The sequence below is a fragment of the Brachyspira suanatina genome (genome assembly GCF_001049755.1).
Classification (GTDB): Bacteria; Spirochaetota; Brachyspiria; order Brachyspirales; family Brachyspiraceae; genus Brachyspira; species Brachyspira suanatina.
Window position 1 is genome coordinate 31572 of the sequence record NZ_CVLB01000002.1, and the last position, 12819, is coordinate 44390.

16 protein-coding genes and 1 pseudogene are annotated in these 12819 nt (G+C 26.3%); 7 read left to right on the top strand and 10 right to left on the bottom strand.

Going from position 1 to position 12819, the window contains the following annotated elements; all coding sequences use genetic code 11:
- Positions 1-2: 2 nt before the first annotated feature.
- From BRSU_RS09810 to BRSU_RS14845, 5 genes are read right to left on the bottom strand one after another with little or no spacing between them, the layout of a single operon-like run.
- Entirely contained in the window at positions 3-830 is an 828-nt protein-coding gene (locus BRSU_RS09810) for a glycosyltransferase family 2 protein (protein WP_048595200.1), read from the bottom strand.
- On the bottom strand, positions 820-1809 hold the full coding sequence (locus tag BRSU_RS09815; protein ID WP_048595201.1) for a glycosyltransferase family 9 protein: 990 nt from the start codon (positions 1807-1809) through the stop codon (positions 820-822). The genes BRSU_RS09810 and BRSU_RS09815 overlap by 11 nt, the downstream gene beginning before the upstream one ends.
- Before the next feature lie 26 nt (positions 1810-1835).
- On the bottom strand, positions 1836-2600 hold the full coding sequence (locus tag BRSU_RS09820; protein ID WP_048595202.1) for a hypothetical protein: 765 nt from the start codon (positions 2598-2600) through the stop codon (positions 1836-1838).
- A gap of 7 nt (positions 2601-2607) precedes the next feature.
- On the bottom strand, positions 2608-2880 hold the full coding sequence (locus BRSU_RS14840) for a hypothetical protein (protein ID WP_245158082.1): 273 nt from the start codon (positions 2878-2880) through the stop codon (positions 2608-2610).
- Between the two features lie 18 nt (positions 2881-2898).
- Complete coding sequence (locus tag BRSU_RS14845) at positions 2899-3294, bottom strand: hypothetical protein (protein WP_245158083.1); 396 nt, start codon at positions 3292-3294, stop codon at positions 2899-2901.
- A 224-nt stretch (positions 3295-3518) separates the two neighbouring features.
- On the opposite strand from BRSU_RS14845, the gene BRSU_RS09830 reads away from it, so the two are divergent.
- The 7 genes and pseudogenes from BRSU_RS09830 (at position 3519) to BRSU_RS09865 (ending at position 8501) form a co-directional block, all read left to right on the top strand.
- Positions 3519-4181 carry a hypothetical protein gene (locus tag BRSU_RS09830; RefSeq protein WP_048595203.1) on the top strand — a complete coding sequence of 221 codons (663 nt, stop codon included), beginning with the start codon at positions 3519-3521 and terminating at the stop codon, positions 4179-4181.
- A gap of 3 nt (positions 4182-4184) precedes the next feature.
- The gene (locus BRSU_RS09835) at positions 4185-4676 is read left to right on the top strand and encodes a hypothetical protein (RefSeq protein ID WP_048595204.1); all 492 of its coding nucleotides are present in this window, start codon (positions 4185-4187) and stop codon (positions 4674-4676) included.
- Positions 4677-4784: 108 nt separating this feature from the next.
- The gene (gene ftsA, locus BRSU_RS09840; RefSeq protein ID WP_048595205.1) at positions 4785-6032 is read left to right on the top strand and encodes a cell division protein FtsA; all 1248 of its coding nucleotides are present in this window, start codon (positions 4785-4787) and stop codon (positions 6030-6032) included.
- Positions 6033-6094: 62 nt separating this feature from the next.
- Complete coding sequence (locus BRSU_RS09845; protein ID WP_048595206.1) at positions 6095-6358, top strand: hypothetical protein; 264 nt, start codon at positions 6095-6097, stop codon at positions 6356-6358.
- Between the two features lie 78 nt (positions 6359-6436).
- Positions 6437-7284, top strand: a pseudogene (locus BRSU_RS15090) (Rpn family recombination-promoting nuclease/putative transposase).
- 64 nt (positions 7285-7348) lie between these two features.
- Positions 7349-7864 carry a YfbM family protein gene (locus BRSU_RS09860; protein ID WP_048595207.1) on the top strand — a complete coding sequence of 172 codons (516 nt, stop codon included), beginning with the start codon at positions 7349-7351 and terminating at the stop codon, positions 7862-7864.
- Positions 7865-7874: 10 nt separating this feature from the next.
- Complete coding sequence (locus tag BRSU_RS09865; protein WP_048595208.1) at positions 7875-8501, top strand: hypothetical protein; 627 nt, start codon at positions 7875-7877, stop codon at positions 8499-8501.
- Positions 8502-9090: 589 nt separating this feature from the next.
- On the opposite strand, the gene BRSU_RS09870 is transcribed toward BRSU_RS09865, so the two are convergent.
- The 5 genes from BRSU_RS09870 to BRSU_RS09885 form a co-directional block, all read right to left on the bottom strand.
- Positions 9091-9945 carry a DUF368 domain-containing protein gene (locus BRSU_RS09870; RefSeq protein ID WP_048595209.1) on the bottom strand — a complete coding sequence of 285 codons (855 nt, stop codon included), beginning with the start codon at positions 9943-9945 and terminating at the stop codon, positions 9091-9093.
- 149 nt (positions 9946-10094) lie between these two features.
- Positions 10095-10310 carry a PIN domain-containing protein gene (locus BRSU_RS14350; protein WP_342446851.1) on the bottom strand — a complete coding sequence of 72 codons (216 nt, stop codon included), beginning with the start codon at positions 10308-10310 and terminating at the stop codon, positions 10095-10097.
- 361 nt (positions 10311-10671) lie between these two features.
- Complete coding sequence (locus BRSU_RS09875; RefSeq protein WP_014487070.1) at positions 10672-10860, bottom strand: hypothetical protein; 189 nt, start codon at positions 10858-10860, stop codon at positions 10672-10674.
- Between the two features lie 22 nt (positions 10861-10882).
- The gene (gene dnaN / locus BRSU_RS09880) at positions 10883-12010 is read right to left on the bottom strand and encodes a DNA polymerase III subunit beta (RefSeq protein ID WP_048595210.1); all 1128 of its coding nucleotides are present in this window, start codon (positions 12008-12010) and stop codon (positions 10883-10885) included.
- Positions 12011-12119: 109 nt separating this feature from the next.
- Positions 12120-12710, bottom strand: coding sequence for an ankyrin repeat domain-containing protein (locus BRSU_RS09885; RefSeq protein ID WP_048595211.1), 591 nt, complete (start codon positions 12708-12710; stop codon positions 12120-12122).
- Between the last annotated feature and the right edge of the window lie 109 nt (positions 12711-12819).

The window sequence follows — 12819 nt, forward strand, 5'->3', positions numbered from 1 at the left end:
TACTATCTTATGCTTTGAGTATAATCATTATCATTTTTCTTTTTGATTTTATTTTTATACCATTTCTTTATTGGTTTAAATAATATATCTGTTACCCAACCATTATCAGTTGGAAATACTCTTCTTCTAGAAATAAACAATATACATTTTCCTACCCATAAAACTCTACTACTGGCATCGCATACATCATTTGAATATTTAGCATCATCTCCGTCTCCTATTCTAACAGTCCATCCTCCTATTTTCCTAGCTATTTCTGTTTTTGTTGCTATGCCTGTTGTATGAGTTCTATTTGGTACATTCCATATGCTAACAAAACCTTTTTTATTTTTCATCATATCAACCCATTTACAAATCCAAGGAACAAATTGTACAGGAAAACGCTTCATCATAAATCTAGGACAATGTCTTATAAAATTAACATAACTTTTAGAATATTTTTCCGGAAGAACATCATAAAAAGCTTCTAATACTGCATAAGTTTTACATAATGTAGTATCTGTTTTTTCATCTATTATAGGTCTTACCATTATTTCAACAAAATTATCAGATATTGCTGTATCAGCATCAAAAAATATTATAGTTCTACCCCAAGCTTCTTTCAAACCTATATTTCTCATATACTGAACATCAGATTTTCTATCATTATGAATAACTCGTACATTTTTATAAGATTTAGCTATATCCAATGTTTTATCTGTAGACGAATCATCTATTATAAGTATATCCATTTTCAAATCTGTTTTCTGTGCTTTAATAGAATCAAGCAATATAGGCAAATATTTTTCTTCGTTATATGTAGTTATAGAAAGTGTAACATCATAATCCATTAATTATTCCTTCAAATTTATTTATAACTTCCTGTGGTTTTATAACTTCTCTGCACTCAAATGTATCTAATTTACATTTCTTACCACCACATATACAAGCAGTATTATTAGGTTTTTTTTCTATTAGATGGCTATTAATACCAATAGGGTAATTCTGATAAGCAGGTGTTGCAAAATATAACGCTAAAGTAGGTATACCAACTATAGAAGCTACATGCATAGCACCTGAATCATTACCTATAAATCCATTGCATAGGCTAAGTATTGCTGCTATCATATCAAGAGGCATATAAGGTATTATAGGTTCTTTCAAAAGCATTGCTGATATTTTATCAGATATTTCCTTTTCATTAGGTGTAGTAATAAATAAAGTTAAAGCATCATATTTGTTTGATAAATAATTAGCAACTTCAGCAAAATATTCTTCCTTCCAAATTTTTCCAACACTATTAGTCGCCCCTATTCCATAAGCAAATATTTTTTTATTTTCTGGGTTAACAGTTTTTAAATAATCTTTTGCTTTATTTAATATATCTTCTCTTATCTTTAACTTGATACTAGGCCTTTTTTCATTTATTCCAATAGCTTTAAGTAAATTAACATAATAATCAGCAGTATGTATCCATCTTACTTCTTTTCTATCAACAGCTTCTGTAAGCATAAAATTTCTATAATCAGCTTTATATCCTATACGCGTTTTTATACCATGACCAAAAACCCTAAAAGCACTTTCAAATGAATTAGGAAAAAGTATTACAGTATCAAAATTATATTTTCTTAAACTTGGAAAATTTTTCAATTCTAAGTAATCATCAACCAAATCACTAACAGTAAAAATACCCAACATAGATCTTTTTGCCATTACAGTAATTTTTATATCTTGATATTTTTCTTTTATTAAATGAATTGCAGGCATAGACATAATTATATCTCCAAGCCAATTAGGAGAATGTACAAGTAAGTTTTTAATATTTCTCATAAAAATAATACTTTATAAAAATATAATCAAAAATCATCTAGATCAATGAAATCATCCATAAATTTCTCATAGCCTGATATTATACTTCTATAAATAGTTCCTTCTATAATTAAATTACTAGACTTTCTAATATTTTGAAAATATTCATAAAGCATAGAAAAGTCATTTTTGAAAGTATTCTTCCATACATCTTTAGCAGATTCAATAACCTCAATACTATTAGAATTGATTATCATATATTTCAACTTATTACTATTAGGATACTGCGTTGAAATTACAATATCTATATGTTTATCATTAACAAAAGATAATTGATCCTGACAATATACTGAATTTATAGGGCTTTCATCTGTAGGTATTAATTTTTCATTTTCATCTATATAATTATTAGAATAATAATTTATACCTTTAAATATTAAACTAATATAGAAAGGTTCTAATTTTATATCCATAGATTTTATCTCTATTAAAGTCTTGGCTAAATTAGTTAAAACTATATCATTTAATTTTATAGAAATATCATTTTCAGTTATTTTAATATCTTCTATTATAGAACTATGCATTTGATTAAGACCTATATAATCAGCACTCTTACCAAGTCTCATAGTATTAGAAAATAAGAAATTTTTATAAACATTATCAGATACATAACATCTTTCAAATGTCTCATCATCTAAAATTATAGCATCTTTATCTGAGCGTCCTTGATACTGACTATAAAATATAGTTTCATATACACTAGGCGATAACATAGAAGCTATCTCATATAATCTGACATTACTATAATCCATAAATAAACTATATAATATTATTTCCTATATTTTTTATATCATAATCAATGATAAATAAATCATATTTAGTAAATATCTTAGAATTATTATGATAAAATTTGCTATTAATACAAGTAAATTTTATCGGAATATTTTTCTCTTTAGATAATTTCTCTGCAATATTTTCACCTTTTTCTATATCATCAAGAGAAGTATCGTACATTAAATGAGTATTATTTATTATACCAGTAACTTTTAACCCAAGAACTGCCTCTATATCAAGTAAATAGCCTAAAGCCAACTCAAAAGTAGAATTTTCTTATCTATTGGCATTAAAAACAAAAAAAACATCTGTTTCATTAATATCAACATTATTACGAAAAGAAGCAAATGATAAACTTCCAACAGAATTTCCACCCATATCAATTATGCCTATAATATCTTTTCTATCAAAAATAGAATAAACTTCAGCGGATACTGCTGGTATATCGGCACCTGACTGAGGAAGATAACTGCCTATAACTTTTATGTTTTTTTCTTCTAAATATGAGGAATGCTCTCTGGATCTGAAATAAGGGTTTACTACATCTAAATCCGCAATATAAATATTTTCGGATGTATAATTTCTGATGTACATACTATAGTTAATAGAAAAAGTAGTTTTCCCGACTCCATAATGACCGCACACTATTGTAACTCTATTATATTTGTTCATAAGTATTTCCTAAAACCCTTCTATATCTAAAATATAATATATTTCATAATTTTTTCAAATTTTTTTAATTAAATAAATATAGCTAAATTACATAATTTGCAAGCATATTGCAATAAAAAGCTATAAAATAAATTTGCTATTTTGAAATAAAATATAACCGATACTATATAACAAGATTGTATTTATAAGGTTTTAAAAATAAAATAAAAAATTTGGGATAAAAAATGAAAAGATATATATTTATTTTGATATTTTTATTTGGATGCAATTTGTTTTCTCAATATGCCACAAATGATCTTTATATTCCGCCAAATAATAATAACAATACACAAACAGAAGAAAATAATCAAAATAATAATGAATATATAACTAATGATGCTATAATGGGAAGACAGCCTGCGGTAATAGATACGCCTATAACAGGATTTAAAAATATTACTTTAGGTGCCACAAGACAAGATACAATAAATGCAATATTAAGCGATAATACTATGACTTTGCCTAAACAGTATATGACTGGTACTGTTGATTTAAATGCTGAAGAAAGTGCTACATTCTTGGCATTAGAAGAAAATAAATTTTATAAAAGTGGATATTTTATATTTAAAAATGATGCATTATATTCTATCACTATAAATTTTCAGCCTAATCAAGTTGATTTTCTTGAGCTATTATCTGCTTTAAATGCTAAATATACTAAAGGAGCATTTTTGAATGCAAATACTGTAGCTTGGCAGAATGGAGATATAAGAATAATATTAGAAAGACCTAGCGTTGTAAAATATATAGATATGAATAATGTTACAACAACTTCAGAGACTAGAATAAAAGAGAAAGAAGCTGCTCCTCCACAAAATACAAGAAAATCTATATTGGAAGGACTTTAATAAATGTTTAAATATATATTATTAATATCATTTGCTCTGTTAGTATCATGCAGTAATAATAATGATAAAGAAACTATTAAAAGAGTGGAAATAATTCTTAGCGATGAAGATTTTAAAGAAAATGTTGAAGTCAAAGAATATGATGAAGATAAATTAAAAAATCTAGCATTATCATCTTTAAAAGAATTTTATTCGCTTCCTTATAATCAGGACAGCGTAAGAATAGCTTATGAGAAATTCTATTCTACAAATTATAAAGAAGTATTAAGAAAAAGCAGAAATATAAGAAATGCTGATGAGTATGTACAAAGCGATCCTTCATTAGATTTTGAATTCGAAACTACAATAGAAAAAGTTTATGATATAAAATTGGAAGGACAAAAGGCTTATATAGATGCCGATTCTTCTGTGTATGACAGAGTAGAAGATACTACTTCAAAAGCTAGACAAACATTTGTAATGTCTTATGAAAATAATAAATGGGTTATTTTATAATTTAATTGTATTGATTAACCTATAATAATTATCATAAAAAATAATCATTAATCATACTTTTATTTTTACCGAAAATATTAACATAATATTATTATTTAGGAGTTTAACTTGAAAGAGCCAATCTTAGCAGGATTAGATGTAGGAAGTGCATCAATAAAAACTGTCATTGCCCGTGTTAATAATGACAAATTAGATGTTATAGGTATAGGCGAAAGTGAAAGTGAAGGCATCAAAAAAGGAGTTATCATAAATATAGATGCCGCTGCTAATGCTATAGAAAAATCTATCAATGAAGCAGAACATATGGCCGGATTACAAGCTCCTGATATAATTGCAACAATAGGCGGGGATCATATAAAAGGATTAAACAGTAAAGGTGTAATAGGCGTTAATACAAAAGACAAAGAAGTTACTCCTGCTGAAATAGAAAGAGTTTTAGAAAGTGCAAAAAATATATTAATACCTGCCGACAGAGAAATTATTGAAGCTATAGAACAAGAATATTCTTTGGACGGACAAGATGAAATAAAAAATCCTGTGGGTATGTCAGGAACTAGACTTGAAACTAAAGTGCATATCATAACAGGTCTTAAACATGTAAGCGAGCATTTGAGAAAAACTTTAAATAAAATGCGTTTCTCTGGCAAAGACTTTATAGTTAATATAAGAGGAAGTTCTGAAGCTTGTCTTACGGATGATGAAAAAGAACTTGGTGTAGTAGTATTTGATATAGGACATTCCACTACTTCTCTTATGGTATATTTAGAAGGATCAGTTTGGCATACTGCTGTTATACCTGTAGGAAGTCAGCATATAACTAATGATATAGCCGAAGGTTTAAGAATAACAATACCTTCTGCTGAAAAATTAAAAAGAGATCATGGTTTTGCATTTATAGATATGGTAGGAGAAAAAGAAATCATTGAAGTACCTACTGCAAGCGGACAAATGCGTACTATACCTAAAAGAGTATTAACTGAAATAATACAGCCTAGAGTAGAAGAAATTTTCAGCTTATGTGGAAAAGAATTAAATAGAATGAAATATATTGATTCATTATCTGCAGGAATGGTATTTACAGGAGGGGGGGCATTGCTTCCTGGTTTAGTAGAACTTGCTAAAGCTTATCAAACAGCTGTAAAAGGTGCTGCTCCTATTAGTGCTAGAATAGGAGTGCCTGATAAAATTGAAGGCATAAAAGATATAGCAAATAACCCTGCATATTCTGCTGTTATTGGAATACTTATGATGAGTTTAGATGAGGCTACTCAAGTTAATATACCTCATAAAAAAACATCTGAAAAAGGAAGATTTAAATTCAACTTCAAAAATCCTTTCTCTGAGTTTTTTAAATAATACAATATTGATTTTTATACCTTTATATGTAATAATGAAATCATTATACGAGGCAGATGAATATGAATCAAGAACCGGATAATGATGACATACTTGCTATAACAATGCAGCTTATATTAGCAAGAATAATTATGATTAGCAATCTTGTAGCTTCTATAAGCTTAATTGTAATTAATGAAGGTATAAAAAGATATTATTTCATTGCTACATTAGTTTTCGCTTTATTTTTAGTGATATATTTTCTTAAGTCTATAAAAATAAAAATGTCTTTAATATATAGTATTGTTCTAGCTATAATAATATTTTCAGCTAATTACTTTTTATAAATATTTTATACTCAAATAAAACAATTGCATATAACTATAAATTTTGACAAATACATTCTTTATTAGTATAATATGTATATGAGTAAAAAATTCAATACTATAAAAAATTTTAATCCTTTGAACGATTATTTTATAAGGTATCTTTTCACAGATAAAGGAAGCAGTGAATCTATACTTTTGGATTTTATCAATTCTATAATACTTAATGCTAATATGAAGACTTTCCGTTATGTTGAAATTTTAACGCCTTCGCCGAAGGCGGGCAGTCGCCTCAATTTGAAAAATAATAGAAATTTAAAAGAAACCATAGTAGACGTGAAATGTATTACTCAAAACGGATCAGTCGTTATTATAGAAATTCAGCTTCAGGGCAATTCAAGATTTCCAGAAAGAATACTTTATTATTGGGCAGCTAATTATAGTAAGTTATTAAAGCATGGTGAAAGATATGATGAACTTACTCCTGTAATAAGTATTAATCTATTAAATTTCAATTTGGATAATACTTATAGTATAATTAGTAATAAAATAAATTTATGGTGTAATGAAATGTATTCAGCCGCACCTATAGAAGACTATCTATAATATTTTGAAATACGGTGCGGGGCGGTGCTACAGCTCGTAGGGAGGTTATTATGTCTGAAATAGTAAAAGAAAAACCTATAATGGAAGAAGTACAAAAGAAATATAATAATTTTGTAAAAAGTAAATTGATGATGATAGAATATGAGAAGAAAGAGGCTTATTTATATGGTAATCAAATAATGCTTGATGAAGAAAGAAGATTAGGAAAAGAAGAAGGTATAGAACAAGGCGAAATAAACAAAGCAAAAGACATAGCATTAAATTTAAAAAATATGAATATGAGTAATGAAGATATAAGTAAAATTACAGGTTTAAGTTTAGAGGAAGTAAAAAACTTGTGAATCTATATTATTCATAAAAATAATATGTATTATTTAATATAATTGCTTACTATGGAGGTGTTGTATGGGTTGTTTGGGTGTATTCTTTGCTTTAAGTGATAGAGATTTAAATAAATTATTAAAAACTTCAAGGTTTGAAAGACCTGATTTTATTTCTGAAGATTTAGAAGAAATTTATTTTGAAAAGCATATAAAATATATTTATGAGCTTGATAAATCTTGGGACGCTATGCATAGATGTCTTTCTAATGATGGGCTTTTAGTATTCGGTGATGATAATTATCCTTTTGGCTCTATAATAATGGGAGGAGACATTTTATACGGAAATGGCGATGATGAGGAAGATTATATTATCACTTTGAAAAAATCAGATTTAGTTAAAGATATAGCTTCCAAAATAGAATCTATAACAAAAGAAAAGTTCAAAGAAAAATATTTTAAAATTGATGAAAAAGATTATGAATATCCTTTAAGCGATGAGGACTTTGAATATACTTGGGATTATTTTTATAGAAGCATAGATTTTTGGAAAACTGCTGCTGATGCCAACAGAGCTGTTATATTCACAGTAGATCAATAATAAATAAAGAATGATTAAACATTTCATTTTTATAATATTCATTTTTTGTTTAAATGCCTATTCCATTACGCAAGACGATATTTATAAACTAAGCTATTTAAAATATAATGGTTATGATATACAAAGAGAAAAATCTCATATAATAGGATTTCATAAAGATGAATACAATTATAATTTATTTTTAGAAGATGATAATTTCGATACTAATAAATTATTCGTTCAAACATTCGACAGAGATGCAAATATAGAATTAAAAATTAGTGATTTAAAACAAAATCAAAAATATAATATAAAAATTTTAGAAATAAATATAATTAAGTTAGGAAAAATATTAAACACATATAATATAAATATATACCCTACCCTATTTAATTTAGAAATTACAGACGGATACAATAATTATAAATCTATAAAAGAAAATAAAACATTCATAATAAAAATACCAAAACAAATTATTGATAATATAAATGAAAGAAATATAAATTCATTTTTAAAAATGGATTTTTATTTAAATGGCAGTAAAAAAATAAAAAATTTTAAAGAAATAAATAACAATACAAAAACTTTTGATATAGAACTTTTCAGCAGATATCCATACTATTTTAATGTTTATAATATCAAAGTAATTTATGATTAATATTATATGCTAATATATACTGAAAATTTTTAACTTTGTCAACCGCGAGCTGCGGCACCTTCCCACACGGTACTATTTCATATTATTAAACGCCTACTATATGTGCGGCTAATTACTTATTATTGCACAAAAATCAATAATTTATCTTACAGATAAAAATATTTAACTAATATTAGATAATATTTGATATTATCAAAAATTATAATTTACATTTACAAAATATAAAAATTGACAAAATATATTTGTTTTAGTATATACTGAAAATTTTTAAGTTTATCATTTTTTTATTCAACTTTTTCCCGCCGCACACCTGCCGAAGGCACGCACAGCGAGGTGGACTTCGTCAAAGTTGCTGCCAACACCGCAGGTGGACTTCGTCGGCACGCTTCGCGAAAGTGCAAGTGTAAAATTAGTACTAAATAATACTAACTTTGTTTTATATGTAATATAAATTATTAACTTTTGTATATTAATAAGTAATCAGCCGCACGTATAGTTGACTAACCATAATAATTTGCAGTACCGTGCGGAAAGCCCATATGGCTAATATTTGACAAAATGTAATTGTTTAGGTATATACTCATCTATATTATCTATTGTCAGGATCGAATCTCTGTAAAAGCCTTATAAGGAAATAAGCTGCTAAAAACATTATAGGACATAAAGCCCATTCTATGCCTTTTGGAAGTCCCGGAAAAACCTGTATAATAGATCCTAATACAAAACCTGATATTATCAAATAAGATGATTTCACATAATGCTCCATCCAATATTCCAAAATTTTTGTAGTAAGAACAACTCCTAAAATAGATCCTATAGCTAAAGGTGCTAAATATGGAATATATAAATCATGTACGGCATCAATGGTTTCCTGATAAATACCTAAAAGTAAAAACATGTATGACACACTTATACCAGGAAGTATCATAGCAATTGCGACAATCAATCCTGCCACTATAAGTATAAAATACATAAACATTTCGCTTCTGTCTCCTGTACTGCTGAAAAATCCTTCAGGTATTATGGATATTAAATATACTATTGCTGCTCCCAAAAGAATATATATAATACTTAAAAAATCGAATTTATAAGATTTAGTTTTATTATAAACTGTATTAAATCCGCCAAGTGCCGCTCCCATAAAAAAGAAAGAAGAAACTGTATAATATTTTTCTATCAAATTTGATAATGGCTTTGAAATTATTACCATACCAAAAACAGAGCCTACACAAAAAAATATCAAAAATAAAAAGTTAAGTTTGTTTTTTATAAAATAGTTTTCATTTTTTGAGAATGTTAAAATACCGCTTAAAGAAGCAATTAATTTATCATATATACCAAGTATCATAGCCATAGTTCCGCCGCTGAAGCCCGGTACAAGCATTGAAGCTCCTATGATAAAACCTTTTATTATAGTGTAAATATAATTGCCTAAAATTTTCATAATTTTTAATAAACCTCTTATAACAAACTTAAAAAATCACCAATTATTAGAAAAATGATGATATATTATATAAGAATTTTAAGCAAGTATTTTTTACAATTGTTTTACTATTTTTTTACAAATATATAATTTTATAAAACTAAATATAGCTAGAAACATTTTCTTATATCTATATTTTTATACCCATTATATTTTAATATTCCTTCATCTTGTGTTAATAAAATTAAATTATTTATTTTTGCAGTAGCTAATATAATTGTATCTGGAAGTTTTATAGAAATTTCTTTTTTTATTAAAATAGTTTCATTTTTAATATAGTTATCTAAATTTATAATATTAATACTGTTAAGAAAATCTTTTATTATATTTTCTTATTTTAATATTATTTTTTGGATATACTGAAATTATTTAATTTTCTCAATATGTGTAGTTTATAAAATATTATCTACTTTTTTGATGCACACGCTCTGCGGACTTCGTCAAAGTAGCTGCCACAGGCACGCTTCGCGAAAACGCAAATACTATAGCTTAATATTTTTTACAGTATGTATTAAATATAATAGCACTAATATTTCGGCTACATCTTGCTAAATGGATGCTTCGCAAGAAGACTTCATAAAACACAATTCTTAGAAAATCATATACAAGTCTATTGAATATATAAGTTATTTTATACCAGTACCTACTTGTTAAAAATATATGATCGCATTTGTATCTAGTAATATATTATTTCCATTCATTTCTTATTTCTTTTTGAAATTCTAATGGATCTTTCTCTAAAATTTTTAAACTTCCGCTAAATTTATTTAAATCATTTTTTGAAGAGTTTTTTTGTTTATTAAGTAATAAATCATAAAAATCTATTATCTGTTTTTTAGATTCTTTATCCAATACAGATAAATCCAAAATTTCCATAAGAATTTCCTCTTAAAATGAATTACTCCTCACCTATACTCATAGGCATGATGATATAATAATAATCTTCTCTTTCTATCTCTTTTACCATAGTAGGGCTAGAGTCTTTATTAACCATAAAAGTAACTATTTCAGAATCAATTTGTTTTATAACATCTTGAATATAAGTATAATTATAAGCAACTGAATGTTCTTCGCCTGAATATTTTATGTCAATCTCTTCTAAAGATTCTCCCATCTCTTGGTTTATACCTTTTACTTTAAGAGATTCTTCTGAAACTGTTAATATCATTCTCTTTGAACGAACATCATTAATCATAGGAACAATACGTCTTATAGCATCAAGAAGATCATTCTTATTTACTCTGAAACTATAAGCAAACTCTTTTGGTATAACCTGCCTGAAATTAGGATATTTTCCTTCTATAAGGCTTGATACGAAATCATATTTACCAACTTGGAAATAAACTTGCTGTCCGTCTACTCCCATTTTAACTTGTTCTACTTCATCATAATTTGCAGTTACAAGTATCTCATTTAAAACCTTAGGCTCTATGATTATTGAGAAAGAACCATTTTCTACACCTTCAAATTCTCTTTCAATTACAGCCATTCTTCTTCCGTCAGTAGCAACAGCAAGAAATTTAGAATCAGTTTTCTCAAAGCATATACCTCTTAAAGCAGGTTTAAAAGGTTCTTTAGCTATTGATGATATAGTCTTATTAATCATAGTAACTAATTCTTTTGTAGGAAGCATTATATAACTAATATCTCCGTCGCTTTCAGGATAAGCAGGGAAATCATCTGTTTTCATACCTATGATTAAGTGTTTAGTTTTTCCATTTTCAGATTCTATGTTTATTTTTTCATTTTCTTCAACATTTATAGTAATAAGTCCGTCCGGCATCTCTTTTAATATAGAGCTTATTTTTTTGGCATATACAGCAACCGCTCCTTCCCCTTCGCAGTCATCAAGTATTATTCTGCTTCTAGCCCAAACAGAACCGTCAGTAGCAGTTAATGTAAGCATATTGCCTGCTAGATGAAAAAGCACATTGCTTTCTATATTATAAATTACTTTACCTTCAACAACATTTTCAGTAACACCAATAGATTTTACTATATCTTTTTTTAAACATCTAAATCTCATTGCTTCCTCTTTATTTTTTATTTATTTTTATTTTACTAATTTCTAAAAACCATAATATTGATAACTAATTCTAACATTAAAAAATATTTTTTACAATATATTTTAATTATTATAAATTTGATAAATATTGATATATATCCTCATAGCCCTCATATTGTGCTATATCTATAGGAGTAAGGGAATAATCATCTTTTATATAATCTTTTGCCCCAAGTTCTATTAAAGTAACAACAGCATCATATTTATTATAATAAACTGCCCAATGCAATGCCGTTCTTCCATTATTATCTATTTCATCTAATTGATTGCCGTATTTAGCTATATCTTTTATTATTTCAGTATCTCCATTAAATACAGCATACATTAAAAGAGTTTTACTTTCAGCATCTCTAATTCTATAATCTATATTTTTTCTATTATCTCTTATAAGCCTTTTTATATCATTAATATTTAATTGATTATTCTCATTAAGTAATGCCTTCATCACTATTGTAAGCCCTTGAGAATCAACTTCATTTATATTTGATACTGAATTAATTCTTTTATTATAATAATTATATATAAATACAGCAAATAAAACAAATATGGCAAATAAAATAATAAACAAATTATTTTTAGTATTTTCTCTAGTAGAAATCTTTTTAGTATTTTTAGTATTTTTGTTATTATTTTTTTTATTATTCTTATTAGACTTTTTCATAAATCTGCCTTAATTGTTAATTAATAAACAGTAATTTATATATACTTGTAATAAATAAAATGCATTATTATATATAATAATAATAAATTTACTTGAAAAAATTAATATT

Excerpts from the sequence above, each read along its gene's own strand:
- BRSU_RS09810 (WP_048595200.1), bottom strand. The coding sequence starts at position 830 with ATGGATTATGATGTTACACTTTCTATAACTACATATAACGAAGAAAAA.
- BRSU_RS09815 (WP_048595201.1), bottom strand. The coding sequence starts at position 1,809 with ATGAGAAATATTAAAAACTTACTTGTACATTCTCCTAATTGGCTTGGA.
- BRSU_RS09820 (WP_048595202.1), bottom strand. The coding sequence starts at position 2,600 with ATGGATTATAGTAATGTCAGATTATATGAGATAGCTTCTATGTTATCG.
- BRSU_RS14845 (WP_245158083.1), bottom strand. The coding sequence starts at position 3,294 with ATGAACAAATATAATAGAGTTACAATAGTGTGCGGTCATTATGGAGTC.
- BRSU_RS09830 (WP_048595203.1), top strand. The coding sequence starts at position 3,519 with ATGAAAAGATATATATTTATTTTGATATTTTTATTTGGATGCAATTTG.
- BRSU_RS09835 (WP_048595204.1), top strand. The coding sequence starts at position 4,185 with ATGTTTAAATATATATTATTAATATCATTTGCTCTGTTAGTATCATGC.
- BRSU_RS09845 (WP_048595206.1), top strand. The coding sequence starts at position 6,095 with ATGAATCAAGAACCGGATAATGATGACATACTTGCTATAACAATGCAG.
- BRSU_RS09860 (WP_048595207.1), top strand. The coding sequence starts at position 7,349 with ATGGGTTGTTTGGGTGTATTCTTTGCTTTAAGTGATAGAGATTTAAAT.
- BRSU_RS09865 (WP_048595208.1), top strand. The coding sequence starts at position 7,875 with ATGATTAAACATTTCATTTTTATAATATTCATTTTTTGTTTAAATGCC.
- BRSU_RS09870 (WP_048595209.1), bottom strand. The coding sequence starts at position 9,945 with ATGAAAATTTTAGGCAATTATATTTACACTATAATAAAAGGTTTTATC.
- BRSU_RS09875 (WP_014487070.1), bottom strand. The coding sequence starts at position 10,860 with ATGGAAATTTTGGATTTATCTGTATTGGATAAAGAATCTAAAAAACAG.
- dnaN (WP_048595210.1), bottom strand. The coding sequence starts at position 12,010 with ATGAGATTTAGATGTTTAAAAAAAGATATAGTAAAATCTATTGGTGTT.
- BRSU_RS09885 (WP_048595211.1), bottom strand. The coding sequence starts at position 12,710 with ATGAAAAAGTCTAATAAGAATAATAAAAAAAATAATAACAAAAATACT.